This window comes from Alphaproteobacteria bacterium (assembly GCA_005883305.1).
In the GTDB taxonomy this organism is placed as follows: Bacteria; Pseudomonadota; Alphaproteobacteria; order Sphingomonadales; family Sphingomonadaceae; genus Allosphingosinicella.
Genome location: VBAC01000002.1, coordinates 70,831 through 89,994, shown reverse-complemented (window position 1 = coordinate 89,994; position 19,164 = coordinate 70,831). Strand labels below are relative to the sequence as shown.

Sequence of the window (19,164 nt, the reverse complement as noted above, 5' to 3'; positions counted from 1 at the left end):
CCTGTCGAGAAGACGCGAAGCCCCGGGGGGATTCGATGCCTTGGTGGAAGGACGTGGCCGACGCGGCCAAGAAGGCGGCCCAAGCCGTTGCGGACGCTGCCGCAAAGGCCGCTCAAGCCATTGCCGACGCGGCCGCGAAGGCGGCTGAAGCCGCGGCCGCTGCAGCAGAGGCGGCGGCGCAGGCCGTTGCGGATGCCGCGAACGCCGCCGCGAACGCCGTGGGTGACGCCATCGAATCGGCAGGAAATGCAATCGGCGACGCGGCTGATGCGATAGCGAACATACCTTTCATCGGGCCCGCTTTCGGCGCGTTCGCCGGCGCCGTTTCCGCGGTATTCACGTTCGTGGCGACCGTAGTGAAGTCGACGATCAATATCGTCGGTGGCATTGTCGCCGGGGCGATCCGGATCGTGGGCGGCCTCCTCACCGGGCGTTGGGGAATGATCCGCGAAGGGATCGGCAACATCGTCAATGGAATTCTGGGCGGCGTCGTGGCCGTCCTCGGCACGTTCGTCGCCGTCGTCCAGACCGGCTTCCGCCTGCAACGGCGCGACCGGGCGCTTACCGGAGACGAGCGGGACTATCTATGGCGTGTCTATCGCGGGTCGATATCGTTCGCCCTGGTGCGGATCATCGAAGGAAAAGCAGGGTTGTTCAGCCTCAGCGACCGGCCATTCACCCTGGGCAACCGAATATATACAAAGGACAGCGATCTGGCGCCGCAATGGGGCGTGCTGGTGCACGAATGCTGCCACGTCTGGCAGAACCAGCACGAAGGCACGGCCTATATCGGCGCCGCTCTGCTCGTACCGACGCTGAGCTACGATGCCTATAGTTGGTGGATCGAGCAGCCGGACAGGGCCTGGCGGGATTTCAACAAAGAGGCGCAGGCGCAATTCATCGAAGATGTCTTCAGGAAGGACAAGGATGCCCTCGGCAACAACCTTCCCGTCGGGGCCTTCTTCGCCGACGACCCTCTTGGCTCCCAGATCCAGTTCCATTGGGACAAGCTCGGCGACCTCACGGACTATGCGCGGACAAGTGTCGCCTATATGCGCGCCGCCTGAACGGCCGGGACGAGCCGGACGTTTTGCTTAAGGCCGCCTGCCGTGCCAAGGCAGCGCCATGACCGACCCCGATCAAGAAGCGCTGTGGCGCAACCGGTTCATCCTCATCAACTTGGTGCGGATCGGCGGCACGGTGATCACACTGGCCGCCATCCTGCTGTGGCAGAGCGACATCTTCGTCGAGGGCGGATCGATCGTCGGCTTTCCCATCGCCTTTGCCGGCCTGATCGTCAGCTTCTTCGGGCCCAAATATCTCGCCGGCCGCTGGCGCACTCCGCCGGACGCATGAGGCGCTTCTACAGGCTGGCCGAGGCCGGCGCGGGCCGCGATATCCTGCTCGACGGGCGGCCGGTGCGCACGCCGGGACGGGCGCCGCTCGCGGTGCCGACCCAGGCTCTGGCCGAGGCGATCGCCGACGAATGGAATGCGCAAGGGGACAGGATCGACCCGCGCGCGATGCCGCTGACCGGCCTCGCAAACGCGGCGATCGACCGGGTCGCGCCCGATCCGCAAGCCTTCGCCGACGGCCTCTCCGCTTATGGCGAGAGCGACCTGCTCTGCTACCGCGCCGAGGGACCGGATAAGCTGGCCGCGCGCCAATCGGAAAGCTGGGACCCGATCCTCGCCTGGGCGCAGCAGCGCTACGATCTGGTGTTCGAGCTGGCGATGGGCGTGATCCACATGCCGCAGCCGCCGGAGACGATCGCGCGCCTGCGCGCGGCGGTGGCCGCGCGCGATCCGTTCCAGCTTGCCGGATTGTCACCGCTGGTCACCATCTCCGGCTCGCTGATCGTCGCGCTGGCGCTGGCGGAAGGGGCGATCTCGCTCGATATCGCCTGGGCGGCGGCTTCGCTCGACGAGCAATGGCAGGCCGAGCAATGGGGGGAGGACGCGGAAGCCGCCGCCGCGCTCGCCAACCGCCGCCGCGATTTCGCCGCCGCGGCGCGGTTCCTGGCGTTGCTTTAGGCGTATCTGGAGCCTCATCGTCTTATGCTGAACCGCTCATCCTGAGGAGGGACTGAGCCTGGGAGGGTTCCCATGAAAGTATTACTTTCATGGGGCCCGCGAAGGCCCGTATCGAAGGACCGTCCTTCGAGACGCCGTTTCGACAGGCTCAACGGCTCCTCAGGATGAGCGGGGAGAGGCAGCCAAAGACGATGAGGCTCTAGTCGGCCGCCGCCGCCTCGGCGACGTGGGCTTCGGCCGGGCCCCTGGGCAGGAACCATTTGGCGATCACCAGCCCGGCGAGGATCATCGATGTGGATTCGGCGACGAAGGCGTAGATCCAGTAGCGCCAGCCGAAATGGTTGAAGACGGGCGTCGCGAGATATTCCCAGACGCAAAAGCCCAGCGAGAAGAGAACGACCAGCCGCGCCGTCGCCGAGAAGCTTCGTCCGCCGCCGCCCACCGCGGCCAGGCCGAACGCCATCAGCAGCCCCGAGATCAGGGCCATGACCAGGCCGGGCGCGAGCATCGACATATCCTCGGGCGGATAGCCGGTCGTGTTGAAATAGACGGTGGCGATCGGCCCCCGCGCATAGGCGATCGAGCCCTCGGCGGTCCTGTGGCTGGGGATGATGTAGGCGCCGGTGCCGGTGGCTGTGAGGTTCTGGTTCAGCGCGAGCTGGATCGCGGCGCTCTGCGCGTCGTCGGCGCGGTGGAACGGAAGCTCGCCGAGCGGAGTCGCCCAGAAGATGAAGCCGGCGACGAACAATATGAGCCCGCCAATGAGGCCGCCGATAAAGGTCCGGACCATGATCCCCTCCGTCGTTTTGACGGAGAATAAACCCTATCCGATCAGTTCGCGAACGAAATCGTGGAGGAAGACCCGCCTGGTCGCCTTCAGCCGCTCGGCCTTCAGGATATTGTGGACCAGCTCGCGGCATTTCTCGGCATTGTTGTTGATCAGCACATAATCATATTCGGCCCAGTGGCTGATCTCCGCCGCCGCCCGGTCCATCCGGCGGCGGACCACCTCGTCGCTGTCCGTCTTGCGGTTGCGCAGCCTTCGCTCGAGCTCCTCCATCGACGGGGGCAGGATGAACACCCGGACGATGTCGGGATCGACCTGCTTGAGCTGCTGGGTGCCTTGCCAGTCGATGTCGAGCAGCACGTCGCGGCCGCCCTCGATCACCTTCATCACCTCGCTCTTCAGGGTCCCGTAGCGGTGGCCGAAGACGTGCGCCCATTCGAGGAAGGCGCCGCTCGACACCAGTTCGTCGAACCTGTCGTCGCTGACGAAATGATAGTCCTTGCCGTCCGTCTCGCCCGGGCGGATCGGGCGCGTGGTGGCGGAAACCGACATGGCGACGCCCTCGTCCGCCTCCATCAGCATCCGCGCGATGGTCGATTTGCCCGCCCCCGAGGGGCTGGACAGGACGTAGAGGAGGCCCCGGCGCTGAAATGCGGCTGCGATTTCCATGGGCGCACCTGCCTTGGCGGAAGCGCGCGCGTCAAGGGCAGACGAAGGCAAATTCTATGTTAAGGATCGGAAATGGGGCGGATGGTCGCGTTGCTGCGGGCTGTGAATGTGGGAGGACGCAAACTGCCCATGGCCGAGTTGCGCGTGCTGTGCGCCGAGCTCGGCTGGAGTGACGTTGCCACCTATATCCAAAGCGGCAACCTGATCTTCTCCGCCCCCGGCAAGCCCGAAGCGATCGAAGAGACGCTCGAGCGGGCGATCGAGGACCGCTTCGGCCTCCAAGTTCCGGTAATCGTCCGGACCGCCGCCGAATGGCGCAAGCTGGCGGCCGGCAATCCTTTCCCGGGCGAACCGCCGAACCGCGTCATGCTGCTCCTTTCGAAAGCGCCGCCCGCGGCCGGGGCGGAAGCGGCGATCGAGGCGCGCGGCCGCGACGGCGAGCGGGTCCGCCGCGCCGGCGATGCGCTCTGGTTCCACTATCCGAACGGCGCCGGGGCTTCGAAGCTGACCCCGTCGCTGATCGACCGCGCCGTCGGCTCTCCGGCCACTGCGCGCAATTTCAATACCGTGCTGAAGCTCAAGGAGATGATCGAGGCATGACCGCGGCGCCCCTGATCCCCCGCCGCTACTGGGCGATCGCCTTCGCGCTCGTCGCCGTCATGGCCGCGATCCTGCTGTGGATGGGGCGGACTCCGATCTGCACCTGCGGCACGGTCAAGCTGTGGGTCTCGACGGTCCAGGGCCCGGACAACAGCCAGCACATCGCCGACTGGTACACGCCCAGCCACGTCATCCACGGTTTCCTTTTCTACCTGCTCGGCTGGCTGTGCCTCAGGCGCAACCCGCCGGGGGACCGGCTGATCGCCGCGGTCGTGATCGAGGCCGGTTGGGAGATTCTCGAGAACAGCCCGATGATCATCGACCGCTACCGCGAGGCGACGATCGCTCTCGGCTATAGCGGCGACAGCGTGATCAACTCGGTGTTCGACGTCGTGTGGATGATGCTCGGCTTCGGCATCGCGCGGCGGCTGCCGGTCTGGACGACGATCGCGCTGGCGCTCGCCTTCGAGCTGCTGACTTTGCTCGTCATCCGCGACAACCTGTTTCTGAACGTGTTGATGCTGGTGGCGCCAAACGACTCGATTCGCGCCTGGCAAGGGGCGCTGTAGGCGGCGCATCGCAAGCAATGCCTCCCCGCCGCCGTTGACGGCGGGGAGCAGGATTTATTTCAGCGCTCGCCGCGATAGGTGCCCGCGAAGCTTCGGTTGAGCACGTGCGGGCCGCGCTCGCCGCCGCGCTCGCGCTCGAATAGGGCGCGGCTGCGATGATCTTCTTCCCAGCGCCGCCGCGCTTCCTTGGCGTCGAGGTTGAGGATCACCTTGTCCTCGACCCGGTCGATCCAGCCGCAGGGTATCATGTGGTGGATTCCGCCGGCGCTGTCGTCGTTCCGGGTCAGCACCAGGCGGTCCCCGCGGGTGCAGTCGACGGTTCCGACATGCTCGCCGTCGGCGCCGACCACCTCCATATGCCCGGTGACCCGGCCGACGGCGGCGCGCTGCTCCTGGCGGCGGCCCCGCCACTCGCCGAACTCCCGGTCGAAGCGCGACTGGTGCTCGCGGCGATAATCTTCATAGTCGCGGTCGAACTCGGCCATCTGGCGGTGGCGCCACTCGGTATAATGCGGATCGTGGGCCAGCATATATTCGCGCGCGGAGCTTCCGAACCCGCCGCCCGCGCCCGGCCCGTAACCGAGGTTGGAGGACGAGGCGACCGGATAGGCGCCGTGGCCCCCGGCGCGGCCGACGTCGACCTGGTCGAAGCGCGGACCGTTGCTGAACTCGGTGTCGAGGCCAGGCCCGCCATAGCGATAGTCGGTGGAGGTCGTCGCCGGGCCGTACCAGCCCCCGCCGCCGCCATAGCCGTGTCCCTCGCCGGGGCCGTAGCGTTGGGAATCGCCATAGGGATCGTCGGACTGCCCGCGCCAGTTGCGGTCGCCGAGCCGGTGCGGGCGCGGCACCTGATTGCCCCAGCCGCCGCCGAAGCCCTCGTCGCCGCGCCATTCGGGGCCGCGCTCGTCCTGCCGCCCGCGGCCGCCGCGCCTGCCATTGTCCTGTGCCATGATCTGCTCCTTCGCTCGAGGGGATGGAAACGCATCGGCAAAACGAAGGGCCCGGTGCCGCCGTTCCGGAAGCGGTCGCCGGATTGGAGCGGTTCAGCGGCGCGGCGGGGCGGGCGCGAACCGCCAGCGCGCCCCGCCGACGCATTTCGTCCCGGAAAGCGTCGCCGTGCCGCCGGCCTCGAGCGTGGCGATCAGCCGCGCGACCTCGTCGCCGCGCGGCGCCGGGCCGCCGATCGCCGCAAGCACGCCAAGCACCAGCCGCCGCCTGAGCTCGGCAGGGAGGCCGATCGGGTCGAGGCTGAAGCCGTCGCCGGCGGCGGCGACGCGCTCCTGCCAAAGCATGTGCTCGACCCAGCCGAGCGCTTCCTCGGCCTCGGCCAGAACGGCGGCGCTTCGCGCGAGCGGGGCCGGATCGATCCAGCCGGTCTCGGCAAGGCGCTTGCGAAGGCGGGCGCGGTCGTACCTGTCGTCCGCGTTGCTCGGATCGCGGACCGGCTCGATGCCGGCCGCCAGGACGATCACTTCAAGCTCGGCGCGCCGCCAGCCGAGCAACGGGCGAAGCACGGGGACGGGCCGGTCTTGCCTGGCGCGGATGCCGGCCAGCCCGGCGAGGCCGGAGCCGCGAAGCAGCCGCATCAGCAGGGTCTCGGCCTGGTCGTCGAGATGATGGGCGGTGAGGATGCAGGCGAGACCGTTCTCTTCGGCCCACCAGGCCAGCAGGTCGTAGCGCCTCGCGCGCGCCGCGGCCTGGACGTTGGACGTCGCGACCATCCCCGCCGACAGGATCGCGTGCGGGACGCCCATGCGCGCGCAGATGGCGGCGACGGTCTCCGCCTCGTCCGCGCTCTCGGCCCTTAGCCCGTGATCGACCGTGGCGGCATGGATCAGCCCGGGAAAGGCGGCGTTGGCGAGCAGAAGCAGGGCGAGGCTGTCCGGCCCGCCTGATACCGCCACGCCGAAAGGCCGCGCCGCGCCGAGGCCGAGGCGATCGAGATCGGCGCGGAAGCGGGCAGTCGCGGCGGCGTCGGGATCGGCCATGCCCGCTTGATAGAGGATGCCGCGGGCGCCGTCATTCGCGCAAGACATCCGCGCTTTGTCGCCGCAAAAGTTCATGTTATGCCGATTCGGGCGCAGGCTAAAAAGGCCGCGCACCGAATAAGGGGAGATTTCTCGATGAAGGCGTCGCGCAAGCTCAACCGCCGCTCGTTTCTGACCCAGGTCGCCGGCGGAGCCGTCATCGGCGGCGCTCTGCTGACCGTCAGCGGAGAGGCGCAGGCCTTCCAGTGCAGCGACTCCGACAGCGGTCCCAATTCCGATCCCAGCGGGCGCGGGCGCAGTTGCGGCAGCACCGCCGGCTGCAGCGATTCCGACAGCGGCCCCAATTCCGATCCCGGCGGCCGCGGCCGCAGCTGCGGCGGCTGCACCGATTCTGACACCGGCCCGAATTCGGACGGCGTCGGCCACGGCCGCAGCTGCCGCGGTGGACGCAGCGGCCTCACCGACAGCGATCGCGCGCCATATGCCGATCCTCCGGGCAACGGGCGCGGCACGCGCCGCTGCAGCGATTCCGACAGCGGCCCCAATGCCGATCCGGGCGGGCAAGGCCGCAGCTGCTCCGGCCGCGTTCGGACCGGAGTCACGGACAGCGATTCCGGCCGCTTCGCCGATGCGTCCGGCTACGGCCGGGGCAACCCGCGCTGCAGCGATTCGGACAGCGGCACCTATGGCGATCCGGCCGGACGCGGCCATCGCTGCCGTTAAACTGCATCCGCATTCAGCCTTTTATCCTTCCCCCTGAGGGGGAGGGTAGGTTCGGTTTACGGAGTTCGTGTTTGTTCGCCGACGTCCGAACCCCTCACCCCAGCCCTCTCCCCATGGGAGAGGGAGCAATATCGTGCTGAAGGTCGATAAGCTTATCTCATTGCGCCGATCTCACCTGGGTTAGAGCGAATTGCGGGCGCGGTTTCGCGCCCGCAACCATTTTCGCTTTGCATGCCCGGGAAATCTGGTAACCCTTGGGGGTCTTCGGGTCGCGCGAGCGGCCTCCACATTGGGCGAAGGGGATGCATCGCACGATGAAACCGACACGCAAACTGAACCGCCGTTCCTTCCTTGCCACCGTCGCCGGGGGCGTCGCCGCCGCGGGGGCGATCGGCGTCATCGCCACCGACGAGGCGCAGGCGGCCCAATCGGGCTGCAGCGATTCCGACAGCGGCCCCAATTCCGATCCCGGCGGCAACGGCCGCAGCTGCGGCGGGCGTCGCGGTAGCTGCAGCGATTCCGACAGCGGCCCCAATTCCGATCGGGCCGGCGCCGGCCGCAGCTGCGGCGGCGGCCGCCGGACCACCGGCTGCACCGATTCCGATACCGGCCGCAACTCGGATCCGGCGGGCAACGGCCGCTGCCGCCGCCGCCGTACCGGCTGCACCGATTCGGACACCGGGCGCAATTCGGATCCTGCCGGCAACGGACGCTGCGTGCGCCGCCGGTCCTGTTCCGATTCGGACAGCGGGCGCTACGCCGATCCGGCGAGCCGCGGCCGCCACTGCTAAGCAGCCTGAATCGATAGAAAATACCGGCCGGCGGTCCCTCGGGGCCGCCGGCCGCTTATTGGAGGCGCGCGATCAGTTCCTGGTCGGCGCAGCGCAGCGCGCGGCGGTGCGCGCTTCGGGCAGGCGCGATCGGATCGTGTCGCGCATGTCGGGATAGACCGAGGCCAGCTCGTCATAGACCCGGCAGGCCTCGGCGCGCCGGTCGAGCCGTGTCAGCGCCTGGCCGAGATAATAGAGGCTGTCGGGCGCCCGCTCGCCGCGCGGATTGTCCTGGTAATTGGCGAGCAGGATTCGCGCCGCCGTGGCCGGCTTGTTGTCGTCGAGATAGGAGCGGCCCTGAAGGTTGCGCGCCCAGCTCGCCCAGCGGCTGTTGGGGAAGCGGGTGGCGGCGTCGCCGAGCGCTCCGGCCGCTTCGGCGTAGCGATGTGCGCTCCACAGCCGGTAGCCGACATTATAGGCTTCCTCGGCGTCGTCGGCGGTCCTTGCCGGCGCCGGAGCGGGAGGCGCTTCCGCCTCGGCCGGGGCGGCCGGCTGCTCTCGCACCCGCGGCGGCGGCGCCGGCTCGGCGGCGGCGCGCGGTGCGCTTTCGAGCCGCTCGATCCGCCCGTTCAGGTCGGTCCTCAGCCGCGCGATCTGGTCCTCGAACTGGCGCGTGCGATAATTGGACTCCTCCACTTGGCTGGTCAGCGAGCGAAGCTGCGCCTCGAGCGCGTCGACCCGGGCGCTAAGGCTCGAAAGCGCGTCGCCCGAGGCGCCGAAGCCGGAGCCCTGCACCGAGCCCGGGGCGATTTCCGGCTCGACGTTCCCGCTTGGGAAGACTCGCCGCTGAACTGCCCGCAATTGCTGTTCCAGCCGCTCGACGCGGCGATCGATCGGCTCCGCCCGCTGGGCGATGGCGGGCATTGCGACCGAGGCCATCAGGGCCAGCCCGAGAAGATGGAAACGCATTGAAACCCCCGCATCCTGCCAACGCCGGGCATGATATGGGAGCGTCGCGGCCGCCGCCAGCCTTTAAGCGACGAAATTACTGAGCCGGAGGCGTCGCGGGGGCCGGGCCTCCGACGCGCGGCCGGGCGGCGAGGTCCTCGGCGCGCAGGCTGACATTGTCGACCGTATGCTCACTCGCCTCGAGCGGACCCAGGTCCTGCGCGCCGACATTGGCGTGGAGGTTCTGCGGCCGGCCGGTGCGCAGCGTCGGCCGCTGCGCCGTCGGCGGGATCTGGTAGCGATTGCCGGCGGCGAGCGATCCGGAATAGATCACCGCGCCTCCGGGGCCTTCGGTGATCCGAAGCCAGACCTCGCCGGTCGCGACGAGGCTCACGGGCTGGCCCGCGAGCGCTTGGGGCGAGGCTGGCGCCGGCGCGGCCGGGGCGGCGGGCGCCGGGGCCTCTGGCGGCGCTTCCGCCACGGTTATGGCCTCCGGCCCGCTGTCGAGGCTGCTGCGCCACATCAGGTAGCCGCCGATCAGGACGACGGCGAGGACTACAGCGATCAGCGCGAGCCAGCGCGGCGGCACCCGGGCCGGATCGGCCGCTTCGTAATAGACCGGCGCCGCGGCGCGGTGGGTCGGCGTTCCGATCCGGTCGCGAAGCTCGCGCGCCAGCGCCGCGCCGTCGAGACCGATCGCATTGGCGTAATTGCGGGTGAAGCCGACCGCATAGGTGGCCGCGGGCAGCGCGTCCCAATCCTCGCGCTCGATATTCTGCAGGTGACGGATCGGGATCCGCGTGCGGCTGGCGACGTCGTCGAGGCTCATCCCTTTCGCTTCGCGCGCGAGCCTCAACCGCTCGCCGAGGGTGACGAACTCGTTCGCCTGATTGTCGTCCTGGTCGCTCATCCCGCCCTGTCTCATCGCAGCCGCCCGCACTGTCAACCGGCCCCGTAGACCTACGGCATCGTTCTAGCCAATCGACACGCCGTGCTTTTCCGCCCATTCGCCGAGCGCCGCGCGCATGTTGGGAGGCGGAGTCTTCAGCAGGCGATCGAGCTGGGCGCGGGCAGCCCTGGCGTCGAGCGAGCGGATCATCGCCTTGATCGGACCGACCGCGACGGGGGTGATCGACAGGCGCGACACTCCGATTCCGATCAACGCCAGCGCTTCGAGCGGGCGCCCGCCCATCTCGCCGCAGACGCCGAGCGGCACGCCGGCCTTGTCCGCGATCTTCACCACGCGCTTGAGGAAGCGCAGGATCGCCGGCGAAAGCCAATCGTAGCGCTCGGCGAGGCGCGGGTTGGAGCGGTCGGCGGCGAACAGGAACTGGGTGAGGTCGTTGGTGCCGACCGAGAGGAAATCGAGCCTCGGCAGCAGCAGGTCGAGCACCTCGGCGAGCGAGGGCACTTCGAGCATCGCGCCGTAGAGGATCTTCTTCGGCAGCGCCTTCCTGCGCGCCGCGAGCCAGGCCTTCTGCTCCTCGACGATCGCCTTGGCCGCGTCGAACTCCCAGGGCTCGGAGACCATCGGGAACATGACCCGGAGCTCACGCCCGGCGGCCGCCTCCAGAAGGGCGCGGGCCTGGGCCTTCATCAAAGTGTCGCGGTCGAGCGCCAGGCGCAGCGCCCGCCAGCCCATCGCCGGATTTTCCTCATTTTCGGGATTGGTGTCGAGATAGGGCAGGCTCTTGTCGCCGCCGACGTCGACCGTCCTGAAGACGACCGGCTTGCCCCCCGCGGCGTCGAGCACGGCCTTGTAAAGCCGCTGCTGCGCTTCGCGCTTGGGCAAGGTGGCGGAAACGAGGAACTGGAATTCGGTGCGGAACAGGCCGATCCCATCGGCGCCGGTCGCGCCGAGATGGGCGACGTCGTCGCGAAGGCCGGCATTGACCATCACCTGGATTCGCTCGCCGTCGCGGGTCACCGGCGGCTTGTCCTTGACCGCGAAGAATTCGGCGCTTCGCTTCTTCGAGGCGGCGAGCTTGGTGTCGAACGCCTCCTGGATCGCCGGCGTAGGCCGGGCGAAGGCGATCGCCTCGCCGCCGTCGAGCAGGACGAAATCGCCTTCCGCGATCTGCTGGCGAACGCCGCGCACGCGCCCGATCATCGGCACGCCCATCGCACGGGCGACGATCGTCACATGCGCCGTCAGCGATCCTTCCTCGAGGATCACGCCCTTCAGCTTGCGCCGGTCATATTCGAGCAACTCCGCGGGCCCCAGATTGCGGGCGATCAGGATCGCGTCCTGCGGCATTCCGGCCTTGGCGGCGGTGCCGAGCTGGCCGGAGACGATGCGCAGGAGCCGGTTGGCGAGATCGTCGAGGTCGTGCATCCGGTCCTGGAGCAGGGGATCGTCGATCTGGCGCATGCGCTGGGCCGTGCGCTGGCGTACGCGCTCGATCGCCGCCTCGGCCGTAAGCCCGGAATCGATCGCCTCGTTGATCCGCCGCGACCAGCCCTCGTCATAGGCGAACATCTTGTAGGTCGCGAGCACCTCCTGATGCTCGCCGACGGTGCCGAACTCGGCCTGGCCCATCATCGCGTCGATCTGCTCGCGCATCTTGGCGAAGGCCGAATAGACCCGCCTCCGCTCGGCCTCGATATCCTCGGCGACCGTATGCTCGATCAGGATTCGCGGCTGGTGATAGACGGCCACCCCCTCGCCCATTCCGGTCACCAGCTTGAGCCCGTCGAGGCGGGCCATGCCGTCGTCGCGGGCCTGGTCGGCGGCCGACGTGGCCTTGTCGGCGAGGCCGGCGTTGGAGATCAGCTCCGAAAGGACCATCGCCACCGTCTGCAGCGCCTCGATCTCGAGTTCGTCATAAGCGCGCGGCTCGGCATGCTGGACCGCGAGAACCCCGATCGCCCGCTCCTTGCGGATGATCGGAACGCCGGCGAAGCTGTGGAACAGCTCCTCGCCGGTCTCGGGCCGGTAGGCGAATTCGGGGTGGCTCGCGGCCTCGTCGAGGTTGAGGATCTCGACCTCGCGGGCGATGGTTCCGACCAGCCCCTCGCCGGGCGCGAGCCGGGTGACGTGGACCGCCTCCTGGTTGAGGCCGACCGTGGCGAACAATTCGAGCAGCCCGTCGCGCAGCAGGTAGATCGAGCAGACCTCGCTGGCCATGGCCTCGGCGATGATCCGGACGACCTTGTTCAGCTTGCCCTGAGCGCCGAGCTTCGACGCCATAACGTCGTGCAGCCCGGTCAGAATCTCGCGGGCGGAGGCGGCGGAGGTGGCGGTGGCCATAGCTCGTCCGCTATCAGATATGGCCGCGCCGTCCAACGGCCAGGCCGCGATTATCCGGCGCTGAAGACGTGCGCCGACATCGGCGCTTCCCCGCCGTCCAGGTGGACGAGGCTGGCGGCGGCGGCATCGATCGCCTCCTCGAGCCGGGCGGGGTCGCGCTCCTCGATCTCGGCGCGGAGCGGGGAGCCCGCGCACAGGCCGATGGCGGCGGCCCGGGCGTTCACCACGCTCGTCTTCTCGACGGTCTCTGCGGAAACGTCGTCGTAGCCAGCGCTGCGCAGATCGGCCTCGATCGCCGCCTTGTCGTGATAGCCGAAAGGCACGCGGCGGAGGAAGCTTGGCGGGTCGCTTGGAAACAGAGCGGCGACGGCGGCGGAGACGGCGGAGCTGACCGGGTTGCGGTCGATCCGGTCCCAGACGTTGAACAGAAAGCGGCCGCCGGGCTTCAGCACCCTTTTCGCCTCGCGATAGGCGGCGATCCGGTCCGGGAAGAACATCGCGCCGAACTGGCAGACCACGGCGTCGAAGCTCTCATCCTCGAAGGGTAAGGCCTGGGCGTCGGCGGCCCGGAAGGTGACCCGCCACGACATCAGCCGCCCGGCGGCGACGTCGATCATCGCCTGGTTGAGATCGGTGGCGACGATCTCGGCCTTGCCCGCCTCGCGCATCAGCGCCCCGGTGACGATGCCGGTCCCGGCGGCGGTTTCGAGGATCCGCGCCGGTTCAAGAGTGGCGACGCGCCTGGCCATATCCCAGGCATAGGGCTCGAACAGCAGCGGCCCGAGGCGCTCGTGATAGAGAGCGGGAATCGAGCCGGAAAAGGCGCTGTCGGCGGCGGTCATCGCATCCTCCTTAGGCCGAGCGTCGCTCCAGCGCGTGGGCGGCTTCGTCCATCAGCTGGGCGAGGATGGCGGCGACGCTCGCCTCCTCCTTCACCATGCCGACGGACTGGCCGGCCATGACCGATCCTGTCTCCACGTCGCCCTCGATCACCGCGCGGCGCAGGGCGCCGGCCCAATAATGCTCGATCTGGAGCTGGGCCTCCATCATCTCCACCTTCTGCTCATCGAGCAATTGCGCGACCTCGCGCTGCTTGGCGGCGAAGCTTTCCATCTCCCGGTTCTTGAGCGCCCGGACCGGAATCACCGGCAGGCGCGGATCGATCTGGACGGAGGTGATCGCGTCGCGCGCCGAGGCGCGGATGAAGGCCTTCTTGAAGTTCGGATGGGCGATGCACTCGGTGGCGCAGACGAAGCGCGTGCCGAGCTGAACGCCGGCCGCGCCCATCTCGAGATAGCCGGCGATCAGCCCGCCATGGCCGATCCCGCCGGCGACGAAGATCGGCACCTCCGCGCTGAGCGGCGGCAGGATCTCCTGGGCGAGCACCGAGGTCGAGACCGGGCCGATATGGCCGCCCGCCTCCATCCCCTCGATCACCAGCGCGTCGACGCCCGAGCGGATCAGCTTTTTCGCGAGCGCGAGCGCGGGCGCGAAGCAGATCAGCTTGGCGCCATTGCCCTTGATCCGGTCGATCGCGCCTGGCGGCGGCAAGCCGCCGGCTAGGACGACGTGAGTAACCTCGTGCCTCGCGCAGACGTCGATCAGCTCGGAAATCATGGGGTGCATGGTAATGAGATTGACGCCGAACGGGCGGTCGGTGCGCTTCTTCGTCTCTGCGATCTCGGTGTCGAGCAGGTCCGGCGTCATCGCCCCGCAGGCGATCACCCCGAACGCGCCGGCGTTGCTGAGCGCGGAGACGAGGTTGCGCTCCGAAATCCAGCTCATCGCCCCGCCGAGCACCGCATAATCGCAGCCGAGGAAATCGGCGCCGCGCTTCATGTGGCGCTTCAGCCGGTCGTGGCCGATGTCGGGATTCGTGTCGCTCACGCCGCATCCTCCGCGTCGAGCCCGAAGGCGGTGTGGAGCACGCGCACGGCGAGCTCGGTATAATCCTCGGGGATCAGCACCGAGACCTTGATCTCCGAGGTGGTGATGGCGAGGATGTTGATTCCGCGATTCCCCAGCGTCTCGAACATCTTCGCCGCGATCCCCGCGTTGGAGCGCATGCCGACGCCGACCGCGCTGACCTTCACCACGTCGGTATCGGTGATGAGCTCGGAAAAGCCGATCCCCGCCTTCGCCTCGTCGAGCGCGGCCACCGCATGAGCCAGCGACGCGTTCGGGACCGTAAAGGTCAAGGTGCTCGGCTCGCCCTTGCGCGGCACGCTCTGGACGATCATGTCGACGTTGATGTTCGCGTCCGCCAGCGGAGCGAAGATCGCGGCGACCGTCCCCGCCTTGTCCGGCAGGCCGGTCAGGGTGACCATCGCCTCGTTCTTGTCGTGGGCGATGCCGGTGATGACGTTGCGTTCCATAAGGCCGTCCTCGATCTCGTCGTCGCCGACGATCATGGTGCCGGGCAGGTCCTCGAACGAGGAGAGGACCTGGAGCGGCATGTTGTAGCGCATGGCGAGCCCGACCGAGCGCGTCTGAAGCACCTTGGCGCCGACCGAGGCGAGCTCGAGCATCTCCTCGTAGGTGACCATATCGAGCTTGCGGGCGCGCGGCACGATCCGCGGATCGGTGGTATAGACGCCGTCGACGTCGGTGTAGATGTCGCAGCGGTCGGCCTTCATCGCCGCGGCCAGAGCGACCGCCGAAGTGTCCGATCCGCCTCGACCGAGCGTGGCGAGGTCGCCCTCGGCGGTGACTCCCTGAAAGCCGGGAATGACTGCGATCCCGCCCTGCGCGAACACGCTTTCGAGGATCTCCGCGTCGATATGGTCGATCAAGGCGGCGGCGTGGCCGCTGGCCCGGATCGGAAGCTGCCAGCCCATATAGGATTTCGCGTTGAGCCCCATGCCCTGTAGGGTGATGGCGAGCAGGCCGCTCGTCACCTGCTCGCCCGACGCGACGACGACGTCATATTCGCGCGGATCGTAGAGCGAGGCCGCCTCGCGGCACAGCTGGACCAGCCGGTCGGTCTCGCCGGCCATCGCCGAGACCACGACGGCGGCCTGGTTGCCGGACTCCACCTCCCGCTTCACCAGCCCCGCGACGTGGCGGATCCGCTCGATGCCCGCCATCGAGGTGCCGCCGAACTTCATCACGATGCGAGGCATGGGGCTCCCGAAAGGCGGTGGGAAAAGATCGGGCGCACTGTTAGGGAGCGGCCATGGCCCATGCAAGCAGCTCCATCGACCCCAGGGAGGCCGCCCATTTCGGCGCGCTCGCCGCCGATTGGTGGGATCCGCGCGGAAGCTCGGCGATGCTGCACAAGCTGGGTCCGGTGCGGCTCAAATATATCCGCGAGCAGATCGATCATCACTGGCAGACCGACGAGCACGACCTCAAGCCGCTCGCCGGCAAGCGCGCGGCGGACATCGGCTGCGGCGCCGGCCTTCTTGCCGAGCCGCTGGCAAGGCTGGGGGCGCAGGTCACCGGGATCGACGCGGCGCCCGAGAACATCGCGGTCGCACGGGAACATGCGCTCGGGCAGGGGCTGGAGATCGACTATCGCGCCGGGGGCGTGGAGGCGCTGGACGGGCGGTTCGATCTCGTCACGTCGCTCGAAGTGATCGAGCATGTCGCCGATCCGGCGGCGTTCGTCGGCCGGCTGGCGGCGGCGGTGGCGGAGGGCGGCCTGCTGATCCTCTCGACTCCGAACCGCACCCGCTGGTCGCGCCTGCTGCTGGTGGGCGTCGCCGAGGCCACCGGGCGGATCCCGCGGGGCACGCACGATTGGGACAAGTTCATCACGCCCGAGGAGCTGAAGGCCATGGTCGCCGGAGCCGGGCTGGAGGTGGCCGACGTCACCGGCCTCGGCTTCAGCCTCACGCGCGGCTTCACCCTCGGCGAGGATTGCTCGCTCAACTACCTGCTGACGGCGAAGCGCCCCTGAAATCCTCCCCGCGATTTCGCGGGGAGGGGGACCATGCGGAGCATGGTGGAGGGGGTTCTTTGTCACGAAAGAAAGCCCCTCCACCGCACTTCGTGCGGTCCCCCTTCCCTGCAAATGCAGGGGAGGATTATTCTTCAGCGTTCCCGGGTCAGCCGGGTGATCAGCAGGGCCGAGCGTTTGGCTTGGCGGATCAGGCCGTCGAGCGCGATCGATTCTCCTTCCGCATGAGCCCTGTCGCCCTCCGCGCCGAGCCCGGCCAGAGTATCGGCGTCTCCCGCGACGAAGCTTGAATCGGCCGCTCCCCGGCGGGCCGGATCGTATTCGGCCATCTCCGGGAGGCCGAGATCGCGGTTGACCGCGTTGAGGCGGGTCAGGATGGCGCGGTTGCCTGCGGTCGGCGCCATCGGCGGATAGCCGTCCTCGGCGAAGACCAGCTCGGCCGAGGTGGCGGGCAGGTGGCGGGCGACGATCGCCTGCATCGCCGCGCGCACCCGCGCGTCCTGCTCGGGCGTCAGCGCGCGTATGTCTCCCCGCGCGATCGCCGTCTCCGCGATGATGTTGGTCTTGCCCGAGGCGGTGACTCGAAAGCCGTCGGTATCGATCGCGGCCGGCGTGCCGCCGCCGATCACCCCGACATTGTAGGTGAGGTTGGGCTCGGCCAGCTCGCGGCGGAAGGAATCGAGGATTCGCGCAATCTCGTAGATCGCGCCGCAGCCGAGATCGGCGCTGCAGACACCGGAGCTGTGGCCGGTGCGTCCATGCGCGGTGAGCGTCCAGCTGGTCGAGCTGCGGCGCGCCACCGTCCCGAAATCGCGGCCCTCCTCGGTGGCCAGATTCTCATATTCCAGGGCGAAGTCCGCGACCCGCCCGGCGGCGATCAGGTCGCGCCGGGCGACCGCGATAGGCGATCCCGGCCGCTCCTCGTCGCCGGTCAGAACGATCGTGACGTTGGCATCGCGCAGCGTCCCCGCCGCGTGCATCGCGCGAAGCGCGGCGACGATCACCGCGAGCCCGCCTTTGTCGTCGCCGACTCCCGGGCCGGTGGCGCGATTGCCCTCGCGGGTGAAATGCTGGAACGGGCTCTCCGGTTCGAATACGGTGTCGAGATGGCCGATCAGAAGCACGTTGCGCCCGCGCCCGGCATGGGTCGCCACGATATGCCCGGCGCGGCCGGTTTCGCGCATGTCGACCCAGCGGACCGTAAAGCCGAGCGGCTCCAGCTCTCCGCGCATCATCTCGCCGACCGCGGCGACACCTTCCAGGTTCAGACTCCCGCTGTTGCGGTTCACCAGCCGCTCGAGCAGCGCGATGGTGCGGTCCGCGTCGCGGTCGACGGCGGCGGCCATCGCCTGCTCCTCGGGGGAGAGGCGGGCCTGGGCGGGGACGGCGAAGGCGAGCAGTATGAAAATGAGAGAGCGCATGACCTCCACCTTCCGCCCGATCCTGCTCGGGTCAAGTGCGAACAGGCGCCTCGCTCCGCCTCAAATCGGAGCGCCGTTCATGCGCCGTTGCTTTGCGGGCGCCTAGAATCGCTGTAGAAGCCGCGCAAAGACCCTCACGTCAGGACATATGATGGCCAACACTTTCGTCCGCTCGCTGGCTCTGGTCGGCGCCGTCGCCTTCATTCCCGCGACCGCCGCCTCGCTCGCCCAGACCGACGTCAATTCCTACCGCGAGCTCGACCAGTTCATGTCGGTGCTCGAGCGGGTGAAGGCCGAATATGTGGATCAGGTCGACGACGCGACCCTGATCCGCGGCGCGATCGACGGCATGCTCAACAGCCTCGATCCGCACTCCTCTTATATGGACGAGCGCGGCTATCGTGCGCTGATGACCACCACCGACGGCAATTACGGCGGGCTCGGCCTGACCGTGACGATGGAGGACGGCGCGGTGAAGGTGATGGCCGCGACCCGCGGCACGCCGGCCGACCGCGCGGGCCTCAAGTCGGGCGACTTCATCACCCACATCAATGGGCAGCTGTTCTACGGCGGTACGCTCGACGAGGCGGTCGAGCGGATGCGCGGCAATCCGGGAACCAGCGTGAGGCTGACGATCGTGCGGCCCGGGCGCGACCGGCCCTTCGACGTGAACATCACCCGGGCGATCATCGATATCCCGGCGGTCACCTCCGAAGTCCGCGACGGCGTCGGAATCCTCACCGTAACCACGTTCAGCCGGGTGACGACCGAGGCGACCCAGCGCGCCATCGCCGACATCGAGCGCCAGCTCGGCCACCCGCCGCTCGGCTACGTGCTCGACCTTCGCTCCAATCCGGGCGGCCTGCTCGACCAGGCGGTCGGGCTCTCCGATCTGTTCCTCGAGCGCGGCGAGGTGGTGTCGCAGCGCGGCCGCCGCCGCACCGACATCGAGCGCTATTATGCCCGCCCGGGCGACGCCGCCCACGGCCTGCCCATCGTCGTCCTGGTCGATGCCGGCACCGCCTCGGCCTCGGAAATCGTCGCCGGCGCTCTGCAGGACCATCGCCGCGCGATCGTCATGGGCGAGCGCAGCTTCGGCAAGGGCTCGGTCCAGACCCTGCTCCCGCTCGGCAACGGCACCACCGCTCTGCGCCTCACCACCGCGCGCTACTACACGCCGTCCGGCCGCTCGGTGCAGGAGGGCGGAATCACGCCCGACATCATCGTTCCGCAGATTTCCGATCCCGACTATCGCTCGCGCAGCAGGGTCCGCGAATCGGACCTGCGCCGCCACCTCGTCAACGAGATCGGCGTCCAGGAGGACCTGATCCAGGACGACGGCCGGCCCGATCCGCGCTTTACCCTGACGTCCGAGCAGCTCACCCAGCGCGGGATCACCGATTTCCAGCTCCATTATGCGCTGCAGACGATCTCGCGGCTCGCGCGGGTCCAGCCCGCCCCGCAGATCGCGGCGTCCGGCGCGCGGCGCAGCGGCAGCCGCTAGG

General features: G+C 68.7%; 20 protein-coding genes. 9 read left to right on the top strand and 11 right to left on the bottom strand.

What is annotated here, in order from left to right:
• Positions 1 to 53 precede the first annotated feature (53 nt).
• From E6G92_13605 to E6G92_13595, 3 genes are read left to right on the top strand one after another with little or no spacing between them, the layout of a single operon-like run.
• Complete coding sequence (locus E6G92_13605; protein TMJ17358.1) at positions 54 to 1,067, top strand: hypothetical protein; 1,014 nt, start codon at positions 54 to 56, stop codon at positions 1,065 to 1,067.
• A 58-nt stretch (positions 1,068 to 1,125) separates the two neighbouring features.
• The gene (locus tag E6G92_13600; GenBank protein TMJ17357.1) at positions 1,126 to 1,356 is read left to right on the top strand and encodes a hypothetical protein; all 231 of its coding nucleotides are present in this window, start codon (positions 1,126 to 1,128) and stop codon (positions 1,354 to 1,356) included.
• Positions 1,353 to 2,033: an ATPase gene (locus tag E6G92_13595; protein TMJ17356.1), complete on the top strand. Its 681-nt coding sequence runs from the start codon at positions 1,353 to 1,355 to the stop codon at positions 2,031 to 2,033. The genes E6G92_13600 and E6G92_13595 overlap by 4 nt, the downstream gene beginning before the upstream one ends.
• 199 nt (positions 2,034 to 2,232) lie before the next feature.
• Here E6G92_13595 and E6G92_13590 read toward each other — a convergent pair whose 3' ends face one another.
• Positions 2,233 to 2,823 (bottom strand): hypothetical protein, encoded by a 591-nt coding sequence (locus E6G92_13590; GenBank protein TMJ17355.1) that lies wholly within the window; start codon positions 2,821 to 2,823, stop codon positions 2,233 to 2,235.
• Between the two features lie 33 nt (positions 2,824 to 2,856).
• A complete protein-coding gene (locus E6G92_13585; GenBank protein ID TMJ17354.1) occupies positions 2,857 to 3,489 on the bottom strand; it encodes a guanylate kinase in 633 nt (210 codons plus the stop codon).
• A 72-nt stretch (positions 3,490 to 3,561) separates the two neighbouring features.
• Here E6G92_13585 and E6G92_13580 point away from each other — a divergent pair, with 72 nt between their 5' ends.
• On the top strand, positions 3,562 to 4,089 hold the full coding sequence (locus tag E6G92_13580) for a DUF1697 domain-containing protein (GenBank protein TMJ17353.1): 528 nt from the start codon (positions 3,562 to 3,564) through the stop codon (positions 4,087 to 4,089).
• On the top strand, positions 4,086 to 4,658 hold the full coding sequence (locus E6G92_13575; protein TMJ17352.1) for a DUF2585 domain-containing protein: 573 nt from the start codon (positions 4,086 to 4,088) through the stop codon (positions 4,656 to 4,658). The genes E6G92_13580 and E6G92_13575 overlap by 4 nt, the downstream gene beginning before the upstream one ends.
• Before the next feature lie 59 nt (positions 4,659 to 4,717).
• Here E6G92_13575 and E6G92_13570 read toward each other — a convergent pair whose 3' ends face one another.
• Together E6G92_13570 and tilS are read right to left on the bottom strand one after the other, a co-directional pair.
• Positions 4,718 to 5,608: a DUF2171 domain-containing protein gene (locus E6G92_13570; GenBank protein TMJ17351.1), complete on the bottom strand. Its 891-nt coding sequence runs from the start codon at positions 5,606 to 5,608 to the stop codon at positions 4,718 to 4,720.
• Positions 5,609 to 5,701: 93 nt separating this feature from the next.
• The gene (gene tilS, locus E6G92_13565; GenBank protein TMJ17350.1) at positions 5,702 to 6,646 is read right to left on the bottom strand and encodes a tRNA lysidine(34) synthetase TilS; all 945 of its coding nucleotides are present in this window, start codon (positions 6,644 to 6,646) and stop codon (positions 5,702 to 5,704) included.
• 135 nt (positions 6,647 to 6,781) lie between these two features.
• Between tilS and E6G92_13560 the strand changes: the two genes are divergently transcribed.
• Together E6G92_13560 and E6G92_13555 are read left to right on the top strand one after the other, a co-directional pair.
• Positions 6,782 to 7,369 carry a hypothetical protein gene (locus E6G92_13560; GenBank protein ID TMJ17349.1) on the top strand — a complete coding sequence of 196 codons (588 nt, stop codon included), beginning with the start codon at positions 6,782 to 6,784 and terminating at the stop codon, positions 7,367 to 7,369.
• Between the two features lie 314 nt (positions 7,370 to 7,683).
• Positions 7,684 to 8,160, top strand: a complete 477-nt coding sequence (locus E6G92_13555; GenBank protein ID TMJ17348.1) for a twin-arginine translocation signal domain-containing protein — start codon at positions 7,684 to 7,686, stop codon at positions 8,158 to 8,160.
• Between the two features lie 72 nt (positions 8,161 to 8,232).
• On the opposite strand, the gene bamD is transcribed toward E6G92_13555, so the two are convergent.
• From bamD to E6G92_13525, 6 genes are all read right to left on the bottom strand, one after another.
• On the bottom strand, positions 8,233 to 9,108 hold the full coding sequence (gene bamD, locus E6G92_13550; protein TMJ17347.1) for an outer membrane protein assembly factor BamD: 876 nt from the start codon (positions 9,106 to 9,108) through the stop codon (positions 8,233 to 8,235).
• Positions 9,109 to 9,184: 76 nt separating this feature from the next.
• Positions 9,185 to 10,012 carry a helix-turn-helix domain-containing protein gene (locus E6G92_13545; protein TMJ17346.1) on the bottom strand — a complete coding sequence of 276 codons (828 nt, stop codon included), beginning with the start codon at positions 10,010 to 10,012 and terminating at the stop codon, positions 9,185 to 9,187.
• 48 nt (positions 10,013 to 10,060) lie between these two features.
• Entirely contained in the window at positions 10,061 to 12,337 is a 2,277-nt protein-coding gene (gene ptsP, locus E6G92_13540; GenBank protein TMJ17345.1) for a phosphoenolpyruvate--protein phosphotransferase, read from the bottom strand.
• Between the two features lie 50 nt (positions 12,338 to 12,387).
• The gene (locus E6G92_13535; protein ID TMJ17344.1) at positions 12,388 to 13,179 is read right to left on the bottom strand and encodes a methyltransferase domain-containing protein; all 792 of its coding nucleotides are present in this window, start codon (positions 13,177 to 13,179) and stop codon (positions 12,388 to 12,390) included.
• Positions 13,180 to 13,189: 10 nt separating this feature from the next.
• On the bottom strand, positions 13,190 to 14,176 hold the full coding sequence (locus E6G92_13530) for a 2-nitropropane dioxygenase (protein ID TMJ17614.1): 987 nt from the start codon (positions 14,174 to 14,176) through the stop codon (positions 13,190 to 13,192).
• Positions 14,177 to 14,220: 44 nt separating this feature from the next.
• Entirely contained in the window at positions 14,221 to 15,459 is a 1,239-nt protein-coding gene (locus E6G92_13525; GenBank protein ID TMJ17343.1) for an aspartate kinase, read from the bottom strand.
• A 53-nt stretch (positions 15,460 to 15,512) separates the two neighbouring features.
• Here E6G92_13525 and ubiG point away from each other — a divergent pair, with 53 nt between their 5' ends.
• The gene (gene ubiG / locus E6G92_13520) at positions 15,513 to 16,238 is read left to right on the top strand and encodes a bifunctional 2-polyprenyl-6-hydroxyphenol methylase/3-demethylubiquinol 3-O-methyltransferase UbiG (protein ID TMJ17342.1); all 726 of its coding nucleotides are present in this window, start codon (positions 15,513 to 15,515) and stop codon (positions 16,236 to 16,238) included.
• A gap of 134 nt (positions 16,239 to 16,372) precedes the next feature.
• Here the strand turns inward: ubiG and E6G92_13515 are convergent, their stop codons facing one another.
• Positions 16,373 to 17,584, bottom strand: coding sequence for a M20 family metallopeptidase (locus tag E6G92_13515; GenBank protein ID TMJ17613.1), 1,212 nt, complete (start codon positions 17,582 to 17,584; stop codon positions 16,373 to 16,375).
• Positions 17,585 to 17,810: 226 nt separating this feature from the next.
• Here E6G92_13515 and E6G92_13510 point away from each other — a divergent pair, with 226 nt between their 5' ends.
• Positions 17,811 to 19,163, top strand: a complete 1,353-nt coding sequence (locus E6G92_13510) for a S41 family peptidase (protein TMJ17612.1) — start codon at positions 17,811 to 17,813, stop codon at positions 19,161 to 19,163.
• The last annotated feature ends 1 nt before the right edge of the window (position 19,164 follow it).